Raw genomic sequence first — 23,203 nt, forward strand, 5'->3', positions numbered from 1 at the left:
GATCCGGGCAGGCTTTAGTAGGTGCTCATCTGCACATAGCTTTCGGTGTCACGCGGGCCGGTCACCTTGGCGGTAATGCGGTACATGGGCCGCTGGGTACAGCTGGAGACGCTGCCCACGGACTCGCTGGAGCCTGAACAGCCATCGCCTTGGGGCATGACGCAGCTTTGCCCCGCAGCGTTGATCGCCCCGGCGCTCCGGCAGAGCCGGTGAATCAGATAGCGCACCTCGTTGCCCAGCGGATCACTGGCGGCGGCGACAGGGGCACTGCCCCAGTCCAAGGATTTGGCAGGCAGCTTGGGATCCACACTGGCGAAGTAACCCACGCTGTTGCCATCCAGTGCGCTGGTACCCGTTGCGGACAATGCCTCCAACTTGGCCAGCCCGGTCTCCAGCCCCAGATCGGCGCCAGAAGTCGCCGCCTGCTTGAGTGCCAGACTGCCCGACACACCGGCGCCCAAGGTGCTGGTGCGGACCAGGGCCAGGCCGGTGATCGTCATCACCAGCAGCACGACCAGGGCAACCAGCAAAGTCACGCCCTGCTGGACGCGCACTGGCGCACGATTGGCCGATAGCCGCGCAAGGCGAGGCAGAGGGTGCTTGGTCATTGTTGTTGTCCCCAAATCGTGTTGCGCAGCGGGATCACGCTTTCATAAACGCGGTAACGGTAGTGCGGCCATTCGTCACCGGTGCCCATCTCAAAATCCTTGCTGCCATTGGCCCACTTGGGCGCTGCTGCTGTGACCGCGTCGCGCTCATACTGCGAACTGCGCACAAGAATCGCGACCCGCACCGCCATCAGGCGCTCCATGTTGGATACAGCTGGGGTGGATCCGGACTCCACGTTGAAGGAAGTCCATTCATTGTCTTTGTCGACCTTTCCGTTGCCATCCTTGTCAAAGCCATATTCGGCCACCATTTGCAGCACGTCCTCGGCAACGGCCACGCTCTTGGTATCGGTCTCGTCGAGAAAGTTGTAGCGCATCAGCTGGTTGTCCTGCACCCGCCATACGTTGCGAGTCGGCTGGTTGCCCAGGCTGAACAGCCAGCCCTCGCCCAGGCTGGTGGCGGCGCCATCGAGCATGTCGACGAAAGAGCCGCCATTGCGCTCCGGCGTCAGGGACGCACCGGTGTAAAAGCTGGTGTAGCCACTGGTCATGTGGCGCACGCTGGGGTCATCCTCAGCCGCACCACCCGGCCCGGTGATGGACGAGCCCGCGCCGGCCGTCACTTCCATCAACAAACACTTTTTGGGATCGGTATCACTGGTCCCCACCACCACATCACCGGCCTGAAACCCGGCATTGCTGCGCTCCATCGTGAAAACGCCGCTGGCACTGGCGCTGTAGCGCGCGCCGATAAACATATTGGCCGACGAGCCGGTCAGCACACGCAACTCATTGCCGTTGACGATTTGCACCGGCAGCAGCGGGAATGTGTACTGGGCCGGGTCGCGGCCGGTGCGCTTGTAGGCTTGTACATCGCAGCCCAGGTAGGCCGGATCCATACCCGCAAAGCCGAGGCCGGCCGAGCGGATGTCGCGCTCAATCGCAAACAGCGCCAAGGCTCCTGCCGTTTGCGCCTGGCTGACGGCAGCAGTCGTGCGGCGCCGCCCCTCGGAGGTGGAAAACAGCTTGTAGATGGCCAACAAAGTCAGCAAGCCGATGGCCAGCCCGATCATGATTTCGATGATCGTAAAACCCTGCATGCGCCCATGCGGCGGCGGCCTTCGTGGTGCGTAAACTTTCATGGCAATGGCCCTCCCTGGGTGGTTTTTTTCTAGTGCACGAATGCTTGTATTTCGTAGATGCGTTTGGCCGCGTCGCTGGGCCCTTGCCAGCACAACCGCACCGTCACCCGGTTGAGGTGGTTGTCGGTTTCCACCATCACTTGCTGGCCGCTGGCGGTGGCGCCTGGCAGGCCCACCAAGGGGTTGGCCGATTCACCGCGCGCCGCTTTGAGCACCTTGCCCAGCTCTGAGCTATCACTCAGTTCGCTGCCGCTGTAGCTACAGCGCTCGGTACCATCCGCTTGGTGCGCAAAGGCTTCGAGCGATTGCGCCAATGCCGTGGGCGAGCTGCGGTCCACATTCAGCGACACCAATTGGATGATCTGCTCTGCGTACATGCCCGCCTCGGTGCGGTACTGCGCCTGGCCGCTGAGTGCCGTGGATTTGGCCGTGAGCCCCGCAATGCCCAAAATCCCCAGCATCAGCAGCAGGATGGAGACCATGGCCTCGATCAGCATCATCCCGCGCTGCGGGCGGGCGCCTGGCCCCTGTACTGGCAAGCGCGTTTGCCGCTTTATATAGGAAGTACTCAGCATTTGCGGTTGTCTCCTGCGGTGGTGATGCTGGGATCGCAAAGCCGCACCTGGCCGCCCTGCGATACCTGCACCTGCAGACAGCGCTGCGGGCCGCTGGCCAGACACTGGCTGCTGTCTCCCGGCATGAACTTGACGGTGTTCGCCGCCGAGGCATTGCCCAAGCCGTTGAAGCTCACGTCCGTGGTCGAGGCGGTGACCGTCAGTTTGGCGGCGGACTCCGGCGCCTTGAGCGCGATTTCGATCCCACCGGCAGCGATAGACCAGCCCTGGTTGGAGTTGGTCAGACTGAGGGTCACATCGGTATTGCGGCGCAGCGCCTCCGAGCGCGCCTGCTGTGCGCCGTCGTAATAGGCCTGGGCCGCCGCGCGGATCTTGGTGTCCAGCAAATAAACCTGGATGCCGGGCATCGCCATCAGCAGCAAGAAGGCGATGATGCCAATGCCCACCAGCAATTCCAGCAAGGTAAAGCCATGCGCTCGCCGAGGCGTGATCGCCACACCATGCAGCATCAGCAGCTCCCATCCTTGCGGGCCGACCAGCAGTTGCTGCCGGCTGTCCAGCCTGATCCCGTGCCGGTGGTGGCGCGCTGGCCTTGCTGGTTGAGTGTGAAAACAAACCCATCCATGCTGCCGCGACCTTCCGCAGTCACGGTATAGGTCTTCACATCTAATGAACAAATGTATTTAAAACGGACGGTATCCGTAGGCGCTGGTGCTACCGTATTCGACACACAGGCACCAACATAAGTACGGTTATCCTGAAAATACTGCTCCAGCTTCCCACCCATATCCGCCAACGGCACCAGCCCATCCACGATTTGACCGCGCTTGATATATTCCTGGTAACTGGGAATAGCAATGGCTGCAAGGATCGCAATAATCGCCACCACGATCATCACCTCGATCAAGGTAAAGCCCCTGTGGAGAACTTGCCGCAGCGAACCACCAGACCGATGGAGGGGTGGGCAAGAAGAACACCGTGCACCCACCAAGAAGGGGAATACCAGCTGAAGACGAGAAAGCGTTTTTTTGCGCATGATGGACTGAGTTTTAATATTTAGATAAATAATCAATAAAACGATATATTTGAAAAGTTATTGGCACCATTCATTGACACAGCAGCCACCAGCACTAAAACCCTTTACCTCTTGAATGAAAACCTTTTCTGCCTGATCTTGGCGATAAAACATGCCATCAATGCACAGGCCTGGCATGCGCCACCCACCAGACAAACGCCTTAAAAAACCGATGACCTGCCCCGCACGGATGGCGGCAGCTGATTCTTTTCAGCCTCCGTGGGCAGGCCAAAAATGAATACCCTCTCGTCGCACGCCATCAGGCTCCAACAGCGGCAAATTTGAGAATAATTTTTTTCTATCACTTCTTATTTTTCATCGATGGAATCTGCAGTCGGAGTGTAACTTTGTGCCCCGCTGGCCAATCAGTCCAATTGTTAACATAGTTTTTATCACTGACAGATTGACTTATTTACAACAATTTCTATAAACAAGCCACCGCTTTGATCCCTGTCAAAATGCGGGGCGAAGACCTATGGAACGAGAGGGTGGGTGCGCGTGCCGCGACCGGCATTGCGATCGGGCAGCAGCCTTGCAGCTGCCGCATGGAGGGGACTGCAAAGCACAGAAGGTCGGTCTTTGTTGGCCCACATGGCGCATGGCGCGCTCCCGGACCCGAACGGCGCAGCGGATGCCGACGCGGCTCGCTGGCTACATCCGTAACGCCAGGACAGGAGACCGCCAAGCCCGGGGAGACTTAATGACACCACTTAGGGATCCGCTGCAGAACCCTCGCCAAGCGGGATGGACGCGGATCGGGATGAGGCGCAAGGCCTCTTTTGCGGTCGAGCCGTCGCTATTGACAAGAAAGACAACGCAGCGGATCGCCCGAGACCGTGTTCAGACCACGGCAGGGAGTTTTGCAGAGGGCCCTCACCCCGACACCTGTCAACATACCAGCGGCTCTAAAGTGTCCGGCCCCCACGCAAACTGGTGCGGCCCAACAAAGAGCCCAGCACGGGGAATCAGTACTTAAAAGTCTTTGCCGGAGTAGCCGCCTCAGCACGAAGCGGCCCCCAGCTATCAGCGCCCATGCAAAACGAACGGATCGGATCGCGCTCAAGATTGCATCGGCCCTCACCGCTGGAGTTTTCCGTTTCCACCTCGCACTGCCCTTGGCTGGCAGCGCGCTTTGCATGGATGGTCATTCGCATTTTCATCAGCGCCGCGGGTATTGCAAATGCCTGCCTGCCAGCATCGCAAGCACCAGCCCCAGCAAAACCAACAGATGCGGCGGCAACATGGGTATGGCCACAGGCGATGAACCCGTAGCTCGGATGCTGACGCTGGTGCTATTGTTTTCAGGGTGGCTATCGACCGCACCCGTTGCCACGCTCGCTGTGCTGGTGCTGGTCAAATCCCCCGTGGCGCTGGCGGCGATGACGGCATCCTGTGCCCACGTAAGCGTGCCGCCCACGGGTAGGTCGAACACCACGCCATTCAGGGAGCTGGCCCGGCCAAGAGGGGACAGCAGCGCTGGGCAGACGGCTCCGCCAGAGGCGGTACAGACAACACCAGTTTCGGCAATGCCCGTGGGCAGAACGTCAGTCAGGGTGTTGCCATTGGCCGCATCCGGACCGGTATTGCCAACAACCACGGTGTAGCGTACGGCAACGCTCTGGCCTGGCGTGTACTGGGTCAAACTCGCCGTTTTCTGCGTGCTGACATCTATATGCGAGGTCCCTTCGGGAGGAGCCATGCCCGTTATGTCGACGGTGCTCAGGTTATTGCTGTAATTGACGTCATTCGTTCCTGCTGGCTCGGTGATCTTGGCCATGTAGGTGAGCGTGCCAACCGCTGCGGCATCGACCACGGCACGGACGGTAAAGCTCAGGCTGGATCCGGCATCCAGGTTGACGGGAATGTCCAGGAGATCACCGGTAGCGCTGTCTGGCGTCGGGCACAAGGCCACCCCGCTCAACGCTTGGCATTGCCACTCCGTCACCGTCATGTTGGGGGGGAGCACGTCGGTAAGCGTGGCATGGATGGCAGCACCGGGCCCCGCATTGCTCACGGTAATGGTGTAGTCCACAGCCGTGCTTTGGCCCGTGAAGTAGCTGGGGACGCTGGAGACGACAGAGACGCCCAGATCCACCGGAATGGCGTTTTGGGTGACCACCGTGCTCTCGCTGTTGTTGTTACCCAGAGGGTCGGTGGTTCCCGACGGAGGCGCAATGCTTAAGGTCTGCTTGATGTCGCCCAGCACATTTGCCGCAATGTGGGCACTGAGAACAATGCGCAATGTTGATCCTGCGGGTAGATCAACCGACAGATTCTGCAAGGGGCCACTGCCGCTGGCAGGACAGTTGGCGCCAGCAGCTGCTGTGCAGGTCCAGCGGTCCACGGTCAGGCCCGCATCTGCCAGGCTTGAGATCAACGCTTGCGTGACACTGGAGGGTCCATTGTTGCCGGCCTCGATGGTGTAGGTGACAGGGGTCTCACCATAGGGGGTGTAGCTGTCAGGAGATACCGTCTGGCTGATATGCAAATCCGCTTGCGGGACACCTTGCGGGCTGATGGTGCTGCTGCTTTGGTTGTCGCCGAGGTCGCTGTCGGTCACACCTGAGGGTGGCGTTATGCTGGCTGAATTGGTCAGATTCCCGGTCACGCTGCTAGCCACCATAGCCGTGAAGGTGTAGGTTGCCGTGCCGTTGGGAGCCAGGGAAACAAGGTCGTGCAAGTTGCCATCCGCATCGGGCAGGCCGGAGGCCGAGCAACTGCCCAAGCTGGCAGCACAAGTCCATTGGCTAAAGCTCAGCCCTGCGGGCAGCGTGTCCTGCACGACAGCATTGTTCACTGCTGTATTGCCGATGTTCTGGACATACAGCGTATAGGTGACGGGTGTCGTCGTACCAACGTTGTAGACGCTGGGGGTGACATTTTTTGTCAACGACAGATTGACCACGCCGGGAGCCAGGCCCGGGCGCACTGTGGCCTCGGCGCTGTTGTTGGCAGGATCGGGGTCGGGCGTAACGCCCACCACGCTGGCCTGGTTGACCACGGCAGCTGTGGCGGCCGCATCAATGCTCGCTTCGATATGGAAGGTCACATGAGACTGCGCTGCCAGATCAAACGATGCACCATCGGGGCTGCCCGTGCCGCTCGCGGCAGCACAGCGCGCGCTCGCGCTTGCGCTGCAGGTCCAGCTCAGCAGGCTCAGATGTGCCACGGGCAGCTCGCTCAAGGCGGCAGAGGTGGAATCCGGCCCATGGTTGCTGACGGTGACCGTATAGCGCAAAGGGGTTGCGGCCCCAGGGGTAAAGAAAGCCTCACTTGCCGACTTACTGATCGAGAGGTCGGCCGCAGGAGGAACCAGCAGCTCGCTAGTGATGGATGCATTGTTATTGCCCGGCTCCACATCGACCAGACCTGCTGGTGGGGCGACCTGGGCGGTATTGGTGATGGGCAAGGAGCTGGCTGCATCCACCGTACCTTGGACGGTGATCACCATTTTCCCACTGGTAGAGCCCCCTTGGGGAAAGCTGCCGGTCACCTCAATCACATTGCCGCTTCCCGCAGCTGCGTCGCAGCTGGCGCCATTGACCCCCAGGCAGGACCAGGTAACGTTCGTCAATGCACTGGGCACGGTGTCGGTCACGATGGCCCCGCTGACAGCATCGCCGTAGTTGGTGGCGATGAGGGTATAGCTGATGGGACGACTGGGCGTGTAGAGAGCAGGTCCGTGCTTTTCGAGCCCCAGGTCCACCCCTCGGGTCAGAAAGCTGATGGTGCTGGTGGCTGAATCTGGCAGCGGGCTGCCAAAAGAGCCACCATTGACAGGTACGGAGGCTGTATTGACCCAGCTGCCAGGCTGGGTGACCAGACCCGGAATCACCAGGCGCAAAGACGAATTGGCAGGCAAAGATCCGATCGTACTGCTGATGGTGCGTGTGGCGGGGTCATAGTCCACAAGCCCGCAGACCGCAGCGCCAGAGACAACGGCGCAGGATGCGCCACCGCTATAAGTGAAACCCGCCGGCAGCGCGTCGCTGATGACACGTCCCGCAGCATCGGCACCGGGACTGGCATTGGCTACGTTGATGGTGTAGGTCAATGGATCGCCGAGTCGCGGATTGTTGCTGGAGGTTTGCTTGTTTACCGAAAGCACCGCACAGGCAATGGATGTCAACGGGGTGCTCGCGCGGTCGTTGGCGCTATTAGGATCAGTTACGCCGGTAGGCGCTCTCACAGTGCCGCCAAAATTGGCCGTCACATTGGACGCTGGGCAAGCGCTTCCACTGAGTAGGGGCACACCACCGCTGTAGGAGAAGGTGACCGAGCCCCCAGCGGGCAACTGCGGAATGGCAGGCAGGGTGACACGGATGCCTGGCGCAGCCGATGGCGCAGGCATCACGGGGCATACGGCACCGCCTGTGGCCTGGCAAGTCACTGTGGTTTGAGAAAACAAGACTACGAAGCTCGAACTGCTGAGCGTGTCGTCGATCGATGCGCCGTTGGCCGCGTCCGGTCCGAGATTGGTCACCGTCAGCGCATAAGGCTGCATGGGCTCCCCGAGGGAGATAGTGGCAGGGCCGGTACGGGTTAATTGCAGATCTGCAGTCGGGCATTGGGGTATGCCAATCGAGGCATTGAATGCCGATGTGCTACCCAGCAGGGATCTGTTGCCTCCTGCAAAAGTACTAGCTGTACCATACACCGCGTTCGTCACTCTCACCGACGAGTCGTTGGGGCCGCAAGGCAGCGGCGAAACCAAGCTGGGCTTGACGAGGATGGTGAGCGTCACAACGCCGGCCTCGGGCCATCGCGGTATGGCAACGTTATTGAACAGACTGTAGTTGCCGTTACCCAGTTGCGGATTTTGCAGCACCACCGCAGGGCACGCGTCTCCCCAGCTCGTGGTACAGGTATAGGACTGCGGATTCAGGCGCAGGTTGAAGGCGGTGTAGTTGCCCCCGGTTGACACGGTGTCATCAATCCTCCAGCCATCTGCCGGACCCGGCCCCTGGTTGGTCAGCACGATCGTGTAACTCTGCAAGGCACCGCTGAAATCCAGCGCACTCGGGCCACTCTTGCTGCCCACAACCACCGGGCACGGGGCACTGGAGACGCGCCCCGTGCTGTGGGTCGTTGTTTGATTGTTGCCGTTGTTGGTATCCGTAACACCAAAGGGCACGCTAATACTTGGCTGGATGGTGATACTGGTACTGGCCTCAGGATTGGACGAGCAGCGATTGGGGTTACTGGTCGGCGTAAAGGTAACGCTGGTGGTGAAGCTGCTGCCTGGCGGCATAGTTGGCAGCGCCCCCCCTGCTGGATTGGCAGGGCAATTGGTGCCAATGGCATCCACACAAGTAAAAGTGAGGTTAGCGAGACTCACCAGGGGGGCTGTCAGCCTAAAGCTGAAGCCGCCGCCGCCAGGTAAGGTGTCTCCACTCCTATTGCTGAACGTCGCTGTGTACGTCATCGGCACCCCTTCCGTGAAAGAGGTCGACCCGCCGGAGAGCGTGACTGCCAAGTCCATGGAAAGACGACGCACTGAAGTGCCGATGGTTGACGAGTTAGTGCTTGGATTGGTTTCGGTCACACCAGAGGGCACAGTCACGGTAGCTGTATTAGAGTAGCTGCTGCTGCTTGAAAACGGAATGGATGCGTCGACGCCGAAGGTCACCTGTCCACCAGGCGGCAAGGTCGGAATACGGGTAGTGAGTATGTTGCCCGCGATGCTGATATTGCCGGGAGTCGGACAGACAGCCCCATTGATAGCGTTAGAGCAGGTCGCGCTCAGTGCCGTGAGCCCTGAAGGCAAGGCATCGCGCACTGCTGCACCGTTTGCTGCATCCGGCCCGTTGTTACCGACAACCAGCTGATAAGTGATGACATCTCCAGCCAATGCATTGGCTGGCCCGCTTTTGGACATCGTCAGATTAGCGCTGTCCGCGTGCGCCGCTTGCAATCCTCCGAGGCCAAGCCAGCCAAAGAGCACAAGAGAAAATTTTATGAGCGCGTGCATGCGGCATGTCTTTGTAGAAATCATGGTGAGATCCAAAAATAGCCTTAAGGACCCTCTGCAAATCTCCCGGACTTGGTCAGAACGCGGGCTATCCGCTGCGTTGCCTGCCTTGTCAATAGCTATGGCTTGACTGCAAAAGACGCCTTGCGGCTCATCCCGATCCGCGTCCATCCCACTGGGCGAGGGGTTTGCAGAGGATCCCTAAAGATTATGGGCAGCATTGCAGATGTATGGCGACCGCCTGATCGGCCCAATCTTGGTTCATCTGCGCTAAGTCGAGGTGAGTCTAGCTGCATTCAATCCATACACTTTATTACTAGGGATCCTCTGCAGTCCTCGCGCCCAATAGGATGGAGTGAATCGCCCGAGACCGCGTTCAGGATAAAACAAGGCGTTTTGCAGATCGCCCCTCTTTATCAACGGCTTGCACAAGGCCGAATGAATCCATCGCCGGGCACCATGGTAAATCCAGGAATCTGTTGCGCTGGCCAGGCGTGCATCTGCGTTCTGGTTTAAGCAACATTCGATGGCAAAAGCTCAGACAAACTACTTTTGCAACGCTCCTGCCAGACCATCAGGAGGTAGCCTGACTTATACCAACCGGCCGCTAGATAAACCAGCGCGTTTCACTCAGGGTAAGAACCTGTCCATCCGCTTAATTAAATGAGCGCTGCTGTGCTCAGATCAATGGGGCTGCTCCAGACCCACACATCAGCCAACCGGGTGCAATTCCAATCGGCTTCTCATGCTTGGAATCACCTGCATCCGACCAGAGCAAGAGCGATGAAAATGGCACTCAATACAGCCTGTGCATTTGAGGCAGCAACAGTCTCACTGCGATGAAGCATCCCGCAAGGCCAGACCGCGCCCAGAGCGGGTTTGCGACGTTGCTGTCACATCAAATGTGACAGCGAAGCCGCATAAACGCTGAGGGCTTGTGTGAGACTTTATCTGCGTGTTTACGACTTTGATTACCCAGGACAGCGCGGCTTGCCCCGGGAGCGGCTTTACTCCACCGTCACCGACTTGGCCAGGTTGCGCGGCTTGTCCACATCGGTGCCGCGCGCCACGGCCGTGTGGTACGACAGCAGCTGCAGCGGCACCACATGCAGGATGGGGCTGAGCACGCCGTAGTGCTCGGGCATGCGGATCACATGCATGCCTTCGGCGTTTTCGATATTGGTGTTGGCATCGGCCAGCACATAGAGCACACCGCCGCGCGCGCGCACTTCCTGCATATTGCTTTTGAGCTTTTCCAGCAGCTCGTCGTTGGGGGCGACGGTGACCACCGGCATCTCGCTGTCCACCAGCGCCAGCGGGCCGTGTTTGAGCTCGCCGGCGGGGTAGGCTTCGGCGTGGATGTAGCTGATCTCCTTGAGCTTGAGGGCCCCTTCGAGTGCGATGGGGTAGTGGATGCCACGGCCCAGGAACAGCGCGTTTGGCTTGCGTGCAAAGTCCTCGGCCCAGCTCACCACCTGGGGCTCCAGCGCCAGCACGGCCTGCAAGGCGACGGGCAGGTGGCGCATTTTCTCCAGGTAGGCATCGGATTGCGCCTCGGTGATATGGCCCTTGCTCTGGCCCAAGGCCAAGGTCAGCAGGAACAGGCCCGCCAGCTGCGTGGTGAAGGCCTTGGTGGAGGCCACACCGATCTCCATGCCCGCGCGGGTGATATAGCTCAGCTTGCACTCGCGCACCATGGCGCTGGTGGCCACATTGCAGATGGTCAGGGTGTGGGTCATGCCCAGGCTTTGCGCGTGGCGCAGCGCAGCCAGGGTGTCGGCCGTCTCGCCCGACTGGCTGATGGTGACCACCAGGGCCTTGGGATTGGGCACGCTCTTGCGGTAGCGGTACTCGCTGGCCACCTCCACATTGCAGCGGATGCCCGCCAGGCCTTCGATCCAGTATTTGGCAGCGCAGCCGCTGTAGTAGCTGGTGCCGCAGGCCAGGATCAGCACCTCGTCGATCTCTTTGAACACCCGCCAGGCAGCGGCGCCGTCCACCCCGTCAAACAGCTCGGGCACCACGCTTTGCACCCCTTCCAGCGTCTCTGCAATGGCGCGCGGCTGCTCGAAAATCTCTTTTTGCATGTAGTGGCGGTAGGGGCCCAGCTCCACCGCGCCGCTGTGGGCATGCACGGTCTTGACCGGGCGGTCAGCGGCATCCAGGGTCTTGCCCGCCTGGTCCACCACCCAGTAGCGGCCAATCTGCAGGTCGACCATATCGCCTTCGGCCAGATAGACGATCTGGTCGGTCACGCCAGCCAGGGCCATGGCATCGCTGGCCAGAAAGTTCTCGTTGTTGCCCACGCCCAGAATCAGCGGCGAGCCCGCACGCGCACCCACCACGCGGTGTGGCTCGTCCTTGTGCATGACCGCAATCGCGTAGGCACCGCGCAAGGACTTGATGGCTTGCTGCAAGGCGCTGAAGAGGTCACCGTCGTAGTGGCTGTCCACCAGGTGGGCGATCACTTCGGTGTCGGTCTGGCTGGAAAACTGGTAGCCCTTGGCTTGCAGCGCGGCGCGCAAGGCTTCGTGGTTTTCGATGATGCCGTTGTGAACCAGGGCAACCCGGCCTACGGCCTGCGTATCGGCAACGCCTGGGCCGACGCTGAAATGCGGGTGTGCATTGTGCACAGCAGGCGCGCCATGCGTGGCCCAGCGTGTGTGGGCAATGCCGGTCGCGCCTTGCAGCTGCTCGCTGGCCACTTGCTCCATCAGCTCGGACACCCGGGCCGTGCTGCGGGCTCGGCGCAGGCCGCCGGGCTGGCGGCCATCCAGGCTCGCCTCATGCACGGCCACGCCGCAGGAGTCATAACCCCGGTACTCCAGGCGCTGCAGGCCTTGGACCAGCACCGGGACGATATTGCGCGTTGAGACTGCACCAACAATGCCGCACATAGCTTTCACTCCTTGATCAACAATGGCTGCAGTGTAGACAGGTACGCATTTTATTTTCTTTCCATTTTTATGATTTTTTGAAATAATATTTCTCAATTAATATTCATTGAAATAAAATTTCATAGTGACTGATAATTTGAACGAATTCACACTGGATATCATCGACCTGCAGCTGCTCGATGCCCTGCAAAAGGATGCCTCGGTCAGCAACCAGGCGCTGGCCGACCAGGTCCATGTCTCCCCGCCCACCTGCCTGCGCCGCATCAAGCGGCTGCGAGAGATCGGCATGGTTGCCGCCGAGGTCGCCATTCTGTCGCCCGATGTGCTGGCCCGGGTACAGGGCTTTGGTTTGCATGCGCTGGTGGAAGTGAGCCTGGACCGGCAAGGTGCCGAAGAGCTTGACGCTTTTGAGGCCGCCGTGCTGCAGCATGACCATGTGCAGCAATGTTGGCGGGTCAGCCCCGGGCCCGATTTTGTGCTGGTGGTCTATGCCCATGACATGCCCGGCTACCTGGCGCTGACCCACAAGCTGTTTACCTCGCAGGGCAATGTGCGCAATGTCAAAACCTACTTTGCGACCAAGTGCAGCAAGTTCGTCACCCGCATTCCCCTGCCCAAAGGCCCGCACCTGCCCCACCAGGCTTAAAGGGCGTTGCGGCAGCGGCCCGGCACGCAGGGCCAGCGCCCACCCCAGCAGCCACCGCCACCGCCACCGCCACAGCGCCTGCCGCCTGCCCTCTGCCCCTGCCATTACCCGCTTGGTAAACACGGGCATTGCGGTGGCCTGCCGCCCCTTGGCCCTGGGTAGCCGCCTTTGCTGGCAGCGATGTGGATGGCCACTCTCATCCCGCCACTGTTGACAAAAACCTTCAGGAAATGTAACAACACCCCGGCCGCTTGTTTTGCCCATAGTCCGGCCTCATACTGACGACATGAGTATCAATAGGTAACATTGAGAAGCCTTGGCTCCAAGATCGGAACGGATTACTCATCGGGGAAGAGAGGCTATACATGGCGTATATCAGATTGGACAGCACCCAGCAGCGCAGCGACTGGGGCCGCATTGTTTTCTTGTCGGCCTGCGCGCTGGCCGCCGCCGGGGCGCTGTGGCAGCGCAATGCCTCCTGGCCCATCTGGCTGGCCGTTGCCCTGCCCCTGTTGGTCTGGCCACTGTTGTCCCGCTGGCTGACTCGCCGCAACGGCAACTCCGACGTCAACGACGTCATCCTGGCTTTTGTCGATGGCCTGGTGGTGGGCGTATGGGTTGCCCTGGTCCACTTCCATCTGCTGACCAGTGCCATCATGCTGATGGTGCTGATCCACTGCACCTACGCCATGCAAAGTGCCCGCCATGCCGTGCTGGCTATCGCCGGGGCCATCGCAGGCCTGGCCGTTACCGGACTACTGACCTCGTTTGACATCCAGCACAGCACCAGCACCTTCACCATCATTGGCAGCCTGCTGGCCGTGGCGCTGTACCTGGCCATGCAAGGCATGGCCACGGGGCATCTGCTCCAGACCCTGGCCCACAAGGAGCAGATGCTGACCGTGATGCGGCGCGTGGATGCGATGACCGGCTTTTTCGGGCGCATGTACTGGCAAGATCTGGCGACGCGCCTTTTCGCCTATGCCAAGCAAAAGGACATTCCCGCTTTTCTGCTGGTAGTGGATGTGGATGGTTTCCGCGAACTCAACAGCCGCCACGGCGAAACCGCCGGGGACGAGGTGATCATTGCGGTGGCCAATACCCTGCGCACCTGCGTGCGCCCCGGCGACGCCACCTGCCGCTTTGGTGGCGACTCCTTTGCCGTGCTGCTGTCCGGCGTGAACCTGGACATTGCCAACCAGATTGCCGACCGCATCCATAGCCAGGCGCTCAACCGCCGCCTGCGCGACTGGCCCGATGTGCAGATCAGCGTGAGCGTGGGCATTGCCAGCCTGGCCAAGTACCACCAGACGGTGGACGAGTGGATCCAGCAAGCCGAAGCCGCACTGGAGCAGGCCAAGGGCGCCCCCCGCATATACGGCAACTATGCCGAGCTGGAGCCCATCTCGGCCGCCCATTTAGCCGAGCTGGCCAGCATGCCCGGCCCGGCAGCGGCCAGCTGAGCCTGCCCGACTCGTCCCGTTAGCAGGCCGTACCCGCGCCTGCACCCCGCTGGGCGGGCATGGCCGCACAAAGGCTAAGGGCCAGAAACTAGAATGATTGTCATTCTCGTCTTCAACCCCTTGCCACTGCCATGCCATCCTCTCTTGCCCCCTGGAGCGCCCAGCGCTGGCATGCCCTTTTCTGCACCCACCAGCCGCAGCTGCTGGCCTACCTGACCGGCAAGACCGGCAGCCGCGACGAAGCCCATGACCTGGTGCAGGAGACCTGGTTGCGCCTGGCCGCTGCGCCCGCACAGCTGCCCGATGGCAGCTCCGCCAGCCAAGAGGCCGCCCGGGCCTACCTGTTTGCCACCGCCAAGCACTTGGCGCTGGACCACCTGCGCCAACGCGGTGTGCAGCAGCGCAGCCTGCAGGATTGGCAACAGCTGCAGCCCCCCAGCGCCAGCGATGTGGCCGACCAGGCCATGTACCGCCAGGCGCTGGATCTGGTGGCCCAGGTGATTTCCGCGCTGCCCGCACGCATGCAAACCGCCTTGCTGGCCCACCGCCTGCAGGGCCAGACCCATGCCGACATTGCCCGCAGCCTGCAGGTATCGCTGAACACGGTGGAGCGCGACCTGATGCAGGCCGACGCCTGCCTGGAGGCCGCACTGCTGCGCTGGCGAGGCGATGCACAGGGCACGCGGCAGGCAGCGGCCCGGCGCCGGCGCAGAGGCGCGCTGGGTGCGCTGCTGGGCGCAGCAGGCCTGGCCTGCGTGGGCTGGCCTGGCTGGCAGCTGTGGCAGCAGCGCCTGCTGTGGCAAGGCCGCCTGGCCAGTGGCACCGGCATGCAGCGCAGCCTGGATCTGCCCGATGGCAGCCAGCTGCGCATCGATGCCGCTAGCCATGTGGAACTGCGCTACCGCGCTGGCATCCGCGAGGCCCAGCTTCTGGCAGGCGCCGCCTTCTTCAGTGTGGCGCGCGATACCAGCCGGCCCTTTGTCGTGCAGGCCGGGCCCGTGCGCATCCGCGTGCTGGGCACGCGCTTTGGCGTAGAGCTGGAGGCCGATGCGGTGCTGGTGCAGGTGGAATCGGGCCAGGTGCGGGTCGAGCGGTTGGGCAGCGACCAGCAAATCGTGCTGGAAGCACAGCAATCGCTGCAGGTGCCACTGGCGGATAGCGAGGCCGCCTGGCAGGCACAGCCCCAGGCCAGGCCTGCCGCTTGGCGCGATGGGGAGCTGGTGTTTGACCAGCAGCCGCTGGGACAGGTGGTTGCGCGCCTGGGCCGCTACAGCAGCCGCCCGCTGCAGATTGATGCGGGCGCCGCGCAGCTGGCCATCAGCGGCCATGTGCGCATCGTGCTGGCCGAGCGCTGGCTGCGCAGCCTGCCGCAGCTGGCGCCGGTGCAGGTCAAGACCCAGGCCGATGGCGCCCTGCTGATCAGCCTGCGGGCAAAGCGCTGATTTTATTTTTCAGGGTTTTGTGGCCTGCTTCGTATTTGCTGTCAGAAGACCAGTCTGGGCATCGGTGCAGCGCATCTGCCCCAGCCACCAGGCGACGGTCTTAGGCCATCCGTTTGATCCTTCTGAAAGCATTTATGCCCCTTGCCCCAGCGCCTTCTTCCGCCGCTTCTTTTGGTTTGCGCCGCCGCTCGGCCATCGCCCGGGCCTGTGCGGCCCTGACCTTGGGCCTGCAACTGCAGATCGCCGCCGCACAAAGCCTGAGCCTGGAGGTTCCCGCACAGCCGCTGGCCACAGCACTGAGCCAGTTTGCACGCCAGGCCGGCCTGCAGCTGACCTATGCCTCCGACCTGGTGCAAGGCCGGCAGTCGCAGGCGCTCAGTGGCCGCTATGCGCTGCAACAGGGCCTGGCCCAGTTGCTGCAGGGCAGCGGCCTGCAGGGCCGCATTGCAGGCGGCACCTTGACCTTGGAGCCGATGCCCGCAGCGGCGCCCAGCCCTGCACCAGTGCAGGACCACACCTTGCCCGTGGTCACCGTGTCTGCCGGCGACCAGTACGTCAACCTGCTGCCCGCGCCCTATGCCGGTGGCCAAGTGGCCAAGGGCGTGCGCCTGGGGGTGCTGGGCAATACCAGCAATATGGATGCCCCCTTCAGCACCACCAGCTACACCGCCCAAGCGGTGCGCGACCAGCAGGCCAGCACCATTGCCGAGGCCGTGAACCGTGACCCCTCGGTGCGCTACACCGTGCTGCCCGGCGGCAATGTGGACAACCTCTACATCCGGGGCTTTCCGATCTGGGAAGGCAACTCCGGCGAAATCGCCTTTGACGGCATCTACGGCATTGCGCCCAACTACCGGGTCCGCACCGAGTATGTGGACCGCATCGAGGTCATCAAGGGCCCGGGCGCGCTGCTGTTTGGCATGTCGCCCAATGGCTCGGTCGGCGGTGTCATCAACATCGCCCCCAAGCGCGCCAATGAGGAGGTCGCCAGGCTGACCGTCGGCCGCACGTCCGACAGCCTCTGGCACAGCCATGCCGATGTGGGCCGGCGCTTTGGCGACGAGGGCCAGTACGGCATCCGTATCAACGCCAGCAAGTACCAGGGCGATACGGTGGTGGAGCAGCAGCGCAGCAACGGCCATGTGCTGGCCCTGGCGCTGGATTACGAGGTGGCACAGTTCCGCGCCACCCTCGATATCCTCTCGCAGGACGAGCGCATTAACGGCGTGGGCCGCCCCATCATGCCCAGCGGGCTGGCGGCGCTGCCGGCCGCCCCCAGCGGCAAGCGCAATGCCTCGCAGGCCTGGGAATGGTCCGACAACCGCGAGCGCGCCGTGCTGCTGCGCACCGAGTTCGATGTCACCGAGCAGCTCACCGTGTTTGCCAATATGGGCCAGTCGCGCGCCGATGTAGACCGGCTCTACGACTCTGCACCGCGCCTGACCTCGGCCGCCGGCGCCACCAGCAGCACCCCCACCTATGCGGTGTTCGATGTGGACCGCAGCACCATCGATGCCGGCCTGCGCTCGCGCTTTGCATTGGCAGGGGTCAAGCACTCTGTCACCCTGCAGCTGGCCAGCTACCGGGAGGAGTTTCACCGCGCGCTGCAGGCGGGCAGCACCATCGGCTCGAATATCTACGCGCCGGTGGCCAACACCCCGCAAAACATTGCGCGGCCCAGCGCCATTCCCCGCATCCATGACAACCGCAACACCAGCCTGGCCCTGGTCGACACGGTAGCGCTGCTGCAGGACCGCTTGCAGCTGTCGATGGGGCTGCGCCACCAGATGATCAAGTCCACCAATTTCAACGCGCTCAGCGGGGCCACCGCCAATGTCTATGACGAGCGGGTCACCACGCCGGCACTGGGCGTGGTCTGGCGCCAGGCGCCGAACTGGTCGCTGTATGCCAACTACATCGAGGGGCTGAGCAAGGGCGATATCGCGCCGCCCTCAGCCAGCAACTACGGCGAGGTGCTGCGCCCCTACAAAAGCCGCCAGTACGAGATCGGCAGCAAATACGACCTGGGCAGCTTCATGGCCACCGCCGCGCTGTTCAGCATCGAAAAGCCCAGCGGTGGGCTGAACCAGGGCGTCTACCAAAGCAATGGCGAGCAGCGCAACCTGGGCATGGAGCTGTATGCCTATGGCGAGGCGGCCAAGGGCCTGCGCCTGCTCGGCGGCCTGACCGTGCTGAAGCCGGAAATCACCCGCGCCGCCACGGCTGCGCTGGTGGGCAACCGGCCCATCGGCACCTCACGCCTGCTGGCCAATGTGGGCGTGGAATGGGATGTGCCCGCGCTGCAGGGCCTGAGCCTGATTGGCGACCTGGCCTACACCGGCGCGCAGTTTGCCGACCAGGCCAACCAGCTGCGCATTCCTGCCTGGACCCGCGCCGATCTAGGCCTGCGCTACAGCACCCGCATCGCTGATCGCAAGACCACCCTGCGCGCCACGGTGCAGAACGTGGCCAACCGCAATGCCTGGGCGGGCGTCACCTCTTGGGGGGCGGTATCGCCGATGGTGCCCCGCACCTTTGTGGTGTCGGCATCGGTGGATTTTTAAGGGCGACCCGCACTGGGCAGCAACGCTGGGCGCCAAAGCTGGCACCCGCGCTGGCCTGTGCGCCCCTCAGCGCTTCTTCTGCGGGCGCGCCCAGTCGGCAATGGTTACCTGCTTGCCGCGCGCCACGCTCAAGGCGCCGGGCGGGGTGCTCTTGGTGATGGTCGAGCCACCGCCCACGGTGCTCCCCGCGCCAAGGGTCAGCGGTGCCACCAGCACGCAGTTGCTGCCCACATGCACATCGGCCTCGATCACGGTGCGGTGCTTGTTGGCCCCGTCGTAGTTGGCGGTGATGCTGCCTGCGCCGTAGTTCACCCGCTCGCCCACATCGGCATCGCCCAGGTAGGCCAGGTGGTTGGCCTTGGCGCCATCGGCCAGGCGCGAGTTCTTGACCTCGACAAAATTGCCGATGTGCACCTGCTTGCCCAGCTGGGCACCCGGGCGCAAGCGGGCAAACGGCCCGACCAGCGCGCCCTCGCCCACCACCGCGCCAGCGGCCTCGCCATCGATATGGGTGAAAGGGTGGATCACGGCATCGGCCGCAATCTCGGCATTGCTGATGTGGCAGTAGGCACCAATGCGCGCGCCATCACCAATGCGCACTTGGCCGCCAAAGATGCAGCCAACATCGATCTCGACATCCTGGCCGCAGATGAGCTGCGCCTTGCCGCCGCGGGCATCGTCGCGCAGGTCAAAACGGGCCGGGTCGGCCATGCGCACGCCCTGGGCCATCAGCGCCTGGGCCTGGCGCATCTGGTGGGCACGCTCCAGCTCAGCCAGCTGCTGGGGGCTGTTGATGCCCGCCACCTGCAGCACATCGTCAATGCAGTGGCCCTCTACGGCCACGCCATCGGCAACGGCCATCGCCACGATGTCGGTCAGGTAGTACTCGCTCTGGGCGTTGTGGTTGTTCAGCTTCGCCAACCAGGGTTTGAGTCGGTGCACCGGCACGGCCATGATGCCGCTGTAAACCTCCGTAATGGCGCGCTCGTTCGCATTCGCATCCTTTTGCTCGACGATGCGCTGCACGGTGCCTTCGGCATTGCGGACGATGCGGCCATAGCCAGTCGGGTCGGGCATGTTGACGGTGAGCAAGGCCATGCGGTCGCTGCCTGCCGCATCCAGCAAGCCCTGCAAGGTGCTGGCCTGGGTCAGCGGCACATCGCCGGACAGCACAATCGCCATGCCGTCGTCGGCCAGCAAAGGCACGGCCTGCTGCACCGCGTGGCCCGTGCCCAGCTGCGGCTCCTGGCGCGCAAAGGCCAGTTGGCTGATGCCGGCGCTGGTCTGGCCAATGGCCGCCTCGACCTGTTCTGCACCATGGCCGGTGATCACCACCGCCGCGCGCGCCTGCAATTGGGCAGCGGTATCGAGCACATGCTGCAGCAGCGCACGCCCGGCCAGCTTTTGCAACACCTTGGGGTGGCGGCTTTTCATGCGCGTGCCCTTGCCGGCGGCCATGATGATGATGTCGAGTGGAGCGGTCATGGTGAATCAGCGAGGCGGTGCCCGGCACCGCCTCTAATAGACAAAACCCTGTGATTATCGCGCGCCCGCTGCGCCACGCCGGGCCCGGGCATGGGATTGCCTGGCCGCTGATCAGGCAAAAAAAACAGCCTGCACGGGGCAGGCTGGCGGTCGATCAGGTCGCGGAACTCAGATGTTGTAGAACATGCTGCCGTCGGTCTTGCCCCATTGAAAGCGCGTGAACCAGCGGGCGGGCTGCTCATCCAGGTTGGGTTGGCCGCCCTGGTTCTTGGGGAAGTGGTAGACCAGCGCATCCTGGCGCTTGCTCTCGATCACCACCGATTGACCGGCCTTGAGCACCACGCTGTGGCCGGCATGCAATACCAGGTCACCGGCTTGCAGGCTGGCTTCGTTGCTCAGACCCAGGCCCAGGGTGACCCAGGCGGTGCCTTCGGAGATGCGCAGCACGACATCGCGCTGGGGCACAAAGCTGACAGCCTTGCCGGACGGCAGAATGCGCATCTCGGCAGCGGCCGACGCGGCGCGGCCGCTGGCGCGCAAGGGGCGCGCAGCGATGGAGCCAGCGGACAGAACATGAGATGCAGACATTGCCATGGTGATTTCCTTTGCAGGGCCCTGGATTCGGTGCGATTCCTAGGGTTAACCCGATATGCGTATCTTGCGCCTCGGCCGTGCCTGCGTCCAATGAATAAAACAGGGGCGATCGATGCAGCCAAGGCATTAATGGTTAACCCTAGTTTTCAGGGTTTCTGCAGGCCCAAGCCCTGGCAGAGCCAGTGACAGCTATCGAAGCAGGAGCATGATGGAGCGCCGCGCCGGGCGTACATGCGGGCGCAGTGTGTGCTTCTTGCTACATTGCCAGGCATGCCCTGCCCGGCACCGCCCATTGGTGCCACTGCCCCTTGCATAAGCGCAGAGAATGGGCGCTGGCCACGGCAGCGCAGTGCCTCTGCCCTCCCGCCCAGCGCCCTGCCCTTTGTTGTGTGTCTGTATTTGCCGCCTTCACCATGCCAGACCTGCCCTTGCCGCCCTCCCTGCTTCGCACCCGGCCCATCGCCGTGGGCCATCTGCGCGCCTTTTTGGCGGTGGCACGCTATCTGAACTTTCGCGCTGCTGCCGAGGAGCTGGCGCTGACGCAATCCGCCGTCAGCCGCCAGATCCAGGCGCTGGAGGACGAGGTGGGCATTGCGCTGTTCCTGCGCCATACCCGCGCGGTGGAGCTGACCAGCGCCGGCGCCCAGCTGCAGCGCGCGGTGTCGCCCGCCATTGAGCGCATCGACTCTGCCGTGCGCCTGATCCGCCAGACCAGCGGCCGCAAGAGCGTGGCCATCACCACCTGGGCCAGCTTTGCGTCGATGTGGCTGATCCCGCGCATGGAGGCCTTCCAGCGCGACAACCCCGAGATCGACATCCGCATCGATGCCACCGACAACGTGCTCGACCTGGACACCTCCGATGTCGACCTGGCACTGCGTTACAGCCTGCCCCAGCACGCCACGGCCGGCGCCCAGCGCTTGTTTGGCGAGCAGCTCGCCGTCGTCGCCAGCCCCTGGCTGCTGCAAAGCCACCCGCGCATCAGCCTGCCCGCCGATGTGGCCCGCCACACCTTGATTGAAGCGGGCGATGCCCACCGCCTGCAGCACCTGGACTGGCTGACCTGGGAGCGCTGGCTGGAGCTGCATGGCTGCGGCAATCTGCAGCCCAAGCGCTGGCTGTTTCTCAACTACGCGCACCAGATTGCGCAGGCCGCCTTGGCCGGCCAGGGCCTGGCACTGGCGCGCATGCCCCTGGTGGCCGACGCACTGGCCAGCGGCGACCTGGTCGAAGTACTGCCCGAATACCGCATGGACTCCCCGCTGGCCTACTGGCTCATCATTGGCCCACGTAGCCAGCAGCGCCCCGAGGTCACGGCCTTTTGCGCCTGGCTGCAACTGCAGGCTGCCGCTACGCGCACGGCGATTGGCGACACCTCGGGCGGCTGATGTGGGCTGTGCAGCGCCAGCGCTGATACGCCCATCCTCTCAGCCCCGGCCAATTCACTATTAGACAAGGCAGACCACCCTCCCTACAGTCAAAGCGGCTGCCTGCGCGTTCAACACCTGCAGGCAGCCACCTATAACGACACAAGGAGACTGCCATGTTCAACCCTCGTTTTGGCCGCCGACGGGCGCTGGCGCTGTGTACCGCCCTGCTCGCCTGCGCGGCCAGCCCGGCGCTGCAGGCCCAGGACTTTCCCAGCAAACCACTCAAATTCATCGTGCCCTTTGGGCCGGGCAGCGGCACCGATACGTCGGCACGCTACTACGCCAAAAAGCTGCAGATGCTGATTGGTCAGCCCGTGGTGGTGGAGAACCGGCCGGGCGGCAACGGCTTTATCGCGGTCAAGCAGGCCATGGCGGCGCCGGCCGATGGCTACACCGTCTTTATCGGCAGCAACTCGACGCTGGCGGTGAACACGGCACTGTTCAAAGCGCTGCCCTATGACCCGCAAAAGGACTTTGCCCCGCTGACGATGATGATGCGCGCGCCCGCCGTGGTGGTGGCACCGGGCGACAGCGACACCAAGCAGCTCAAGGATTTGGTGGCCAAGGCCAAGGCGAGCCCCGGCAAGATCAACTTTGGCGCAGGCTCGGCCGGCTACCAGCTGATGGGCGAGCTGTTCAACGATGTGGCCAAGGTGCAGACCGTGCATGTGCCCTTCAAGGGCGCAGGCGAGGTGGCCACCGCTGTCGCCGGCCATACGGTGGATTACGCCTTTGCCGAGGCCACCTCGGTGCAGGAGCTGATCAAGGCCGGGCGCCTGACCGGCCTGGCCGTCGCCTCCGACAGCCGCGTGGCGGCCCTGCCCCATGTGCCCACCGCGCGCGAAGCGGGCCTGCCCGGTATCGAGGCCTACACCTGGGTCGGCGCCATGGTCAGCAGCAAGACACCGGAGGACATCAGCGCCAAGCTGGCAGGCTGGTTTATGCAGATTGCGGTGGAGCCCGAGACCCAGCAGTTCTACGCCAACCTGGGCGCCACGGCGATGAGTGGCGGCCCCGCGCAGATGCGCCAGTTCCAGGCCGATGAGATTGCGCTGTGGAAGCGCATTGCGACCCAGGCCAAGATCGAGCTGCAATAAGGCTGCAGGCCCGCCTGGCCGGCCAGGCATCAAAGGCGGGCCCCGGGCACCCGTACACCCGGCTGCTCAGCGGCTGGTGCTGGTAGTCAGGCTTCCAGGGTCCAGTTCTTCCTTGCGGGCTGGCGCGTGCCAGCAGCAGTCAAAAAGAGGCGGTCCGAAAAAAGAGCCGCTCCCCAACGAAGGGGAGCGGCTCTTTGATCGAACAGCCAGCCTG

General features: G+C 62.9%; 15 protein-coding genes. 6 read left to right on the forward strand and 9 right to left on the reverse strand.

What is annotated here, in order from left to right; all coding sequences use genetic code 11:
- Positions 1–14 precede the first annotated feature (14 nt).
- The 7 genes from M2375_RS10040 to glmS all read right to left on the reverse strand — a co-directional run bounded on the left by M2375_RS10040 (position 15) and on the right by glmS (position 12,268).
- Entirely contained in the window at positions 15–608 is a 594-nt protein-coding gene (locus tag M2375_RS10040) for a hypothetical protein (protein ID WP_259165630.1), read from the reverse strand.
- Complete coding sequence (locus M2375_RS10045; protein WP_259165631.1) at positions 605–1,750, reverse strand: PilW family protein; 1,146 nt, start codon at positions 1,748–1,750, stop codon at positions 605–607. Before M2375_RS10045 ends, M2375_RS10040 begins: the two co-directional genes overlap by 4 nt.
- Before the next feature lie 29 nt (positions 1,751–1,779).
- Complete coding sequence (locus M2375_RS10050; RefSeq protein WP_259165632.1) at positions 1,780–2,250, reverse strand: hypothetical protein; 471 nt, start codon at positions 2,248–2,250, stop codon at positions 1,780–1,782.
- Positions 2,251–2,318: 68 nt separating this feature from the next.
- A complete protein-coding gene (locus M2375_RS10055; protein WP_259165634.1) occupies positions 2,319–2,834 on the reverse strand; it encodes a GspH/FimT family pseudopilin in 516 nt (171 codons plus the stop codon).
- Positions 2,834–3,313, reverse strand: a complete 480-nt coding sequence (locus M2375_RS10060) for a prepilin-type N-terminal cleavage/methylation domain-containing protein (RefSeq protein WP_310473172.1) — start codon at positions 3,311–3,313, stop codon at positions 2,834–2,836. Before M2375_RS10060 ends, M2375_RS10055 begins: the two co-directional genes overlap by 1 nt.
- A gap of 1,246 nt (positions 3,314–4,559) precedes the next feature.
- The gene (locus M2375_RS10070) at positions 4,560–9,407 is read right to left on the reverse strand and encodes a DUF11 domain-containing protein (RefSeq protein ID WP_259165637.1); all 4,848 of its coding nucleotides are present in this window, start codon (positions 9,405–9,407) and stop codon (positions 4,560–4,562) included.
- A 971-nt stretch (positions 9,408–10,378) separates the two neighbouring features.
- A complete protein-coding gene (gene glmS, locus M2375_RS10075) occupies positions 10,379–12,268 on the reverse strand; it encodes a glutamine--fructose-6-phosphate transaminase (isomerizing) (protein WP_259165638.1) in 1,890 nt (629 codons plus the stop codon).
- A gap of 136 nt (positions 12,269–12,404) precedes the next feature.
- Here glmS and M2375_RS10080 point away from each other — a divergent pair, with 136 nt between their 5' ends.
- The 4 genes from M2375_RS10080 (at position 12,405) to M2375_RS10095 (ending at position 18,383) form a co-directional block, all read left to right on the forward strand.
- A complete protein-coding gene (locus M2375_RS10080; protein WP_259165639.1) occupies positions 12,405–12,914 on the forward strand; it encodes an Lrp/AsnC family transcriptional regulator in 510 nt (169 codons plus the stop codon).
- Positions 12,915–13,279: 365 nt separating this feature from the next.
- Positions 13,280–14,377: a GGDEF domain-containing protein gene (locus M2375_RS10085; RefSeq protein WP_259165640.1), complete on the forward strand. Its 1,098-nt coding sequence runs from the start codon at positions 13,280–13,282 to the stop codon at positions 14,375–14,377.
- A gap of 131 nt (positions 14,378–14,508) precedes the next feature.
- Entirely contained in the window at positions 14,509–15,819 is a 1,311-nt protein-coding gene (locus M2375_RS10090; protein WP_259165641.1) for a sigma-70 family RNA polymerase sigma factor, read from the forward strand.
- A gap of 134 nt (positions 15,820–15,953) precedes the next feature.
- Positions 15,954–18,383 carry a TonB-dependent siderophore receptor gene (locus M2375_RS10095; RefSeq protein WP_259165643.1) on the forward strand — a complete coding sequence of 810 codons (2,430 nt, stop codon included), beginning with the start codon at positions 15,954–15,956 and terminating at the stop codon, positions 18,381–18,383.
- Between the two features lie 66 nt (positions 18,384–18,449).
- Here M2375_RS10095 and glmU read toward each other — a convergent pair whose 3' ends face one another.
- Together glmU and M2375_RS10105 are read right to left on the reverse strand one after the other, a co-directional pair.
- Positions 18,450–19,868 carry a bifunctional UDP-N-acetylglucosamine diphosphorylase/glucosamine-1-phosphate N-acetyltransferase GlmU gene (gene glmU, locus M2375_RS10100; RefSeq protein ID WP_259165645.1) on the reverse strand — a complete coding sequence of 473 codons (1,419 nt, stop codon included), beginning with the start codon at positions 19,866–19,868 and terminating at the stop codon, positions 18,450–18,452.
- A gap of 168 nt (positions 19,869–20,036) precedes the next feature.
- Complete coding sequence (locus M2375_RS10105; RefSeq protein WP_259165647.1) at positions 20,037–20,462, reverse strand: DUF2917 domain-containing protein; 426 nt, start codon at positions 20,460–20,462, stop codon at positions 20,037–20,039.
- A gap of 413 nt (positions 20,463–20,875) precedes the next feature.
- Between M2375_RS10105 and M2375_RS10110 the strand changes: the two genes are divergently transcribed.
- Positions 20,876–21,850 (forward strand): LysR substrate-binding domain-containing protein, encoded by a 975-nt coding sequence (locus M2375_RS10110; protein WP_259166071.1) that lies wholly within the window; start codon positions 20,876–20,878, stop codon positions 21,848–21,850.
- A 155-nt stretch (positions 21,851–22,005) separates the two neighbouring features.
- The gene (locus M2375_RS10115; RefSeq protein ID WP_259165648.1) at positions 22,006–22,989 is read left to right on the forward strand and encodes a tripartite tricarboxylate transporter substrate binding protein; all 984 of its coding nucleotides are present in this window, start codon (positions 22,006–22,008) and stop codon (positions 22,987–22,989) included.
- The last annotated feature ends 214 nt before the right edge of the window (positions 22,990–23,203 follow it).

The sequence above is a fragment of the Comamonas sp. BIGb0152 genome, from assembly GCF_024809975.1.
GTDB lineage: Bacteria > Pseudomonadota > Gammaproteobacteria > Burkholderiales > Burkholderiaceae_C > Comamonas.

Excerpts from the sequence above, each read along its gene's own strand:
- M2375_RS10050 (WP_259165632.1), bottom strand. The coding sequence starts at position 2,250 with ATGATGCTGATCGAGGCCATGGTCTCCATCCTGCTGCTGATGCTGGGG.
- glmU (WP_259165645.1), bottom strand. The coding sequence starts at position 19,868 with ATGACCGCTCCACTCGACATCATCATCATGGCCGCCGGCAAGGGCACG.
- M2375_RS10105 (WP_259165647.1), bottom strand. The coding sequence starts at position 20,462 with ATGGCAATGTCTGCATCTCATGTTCTGTCCGCTGGCTCCATCGCTGCG.
- M2375_RS10090 (WP_259165641.1), top strand. The coding sequence starts at position 14,509 with ATGCCATCCTCTCTTGCCCCCTGGAGCGCCCAGCGCTGGCATGCCCTT.
- M2375_RS10055 (WP_259165634.1), bottom strand. The coding sequence starts at position 2,834 with ATGCTGCATGGTGTGGCGATCACGCCTCGGCGAGCGCATGGCTTTACC.
- M2375_RS10040 (WP_259165630.1), bottom strand. The coding sequence starts at position 608 with ATGACCAAGCACCCTCTGCCTCGCCTTGCGCGGCTATCGGCCAATCGT.
- glmS (WP_259165638.1), bottom strand. The coding sequence starts at position 12,268 with ATGTGCGGCATTGTTGGTGCAGTCTCAACGCGCAATATCGTCCCGGTG.
- M2375_RS10085 (WP_259165640.1), top strand. The coding sequence starts at position 13,280 with ATGGCGTATATCAGATTGGACAGCACCCAGCAGCGCAGCGACTGGGGC.
- M2375_RS10115 (WP_259165648.1), top strand. The coding sequence starts at position 22,006 with ATGTTCAACCCTCGTTTTGGCCGCCGACGGGCGCTGGCGCTGTGTACC.
- M2375_RS10110 (WP_259166071.1), top strand. The coding sequence starts at position 20,876 with ATGCCAGACCTGCCCTTGCCGCCCTCCCTGCTTCGCACCCGGCCCATC.
- M2375_RS10045 (WP_259165631.1), bottom strand. The coding sequence starts at position 1,750 with ATGAAAGTTTACGCACCACGAAGGCCGCCGCCGCATGGGCGCATGCAG.
- M2375_RS10095 (WP_259165643.1), top strand. The coding sequence starts at position 15,954 with ATGCCCCTTGCCCCAGCGCCTTCTTCCGCCGCTTCTTTTGGTTTGCGC.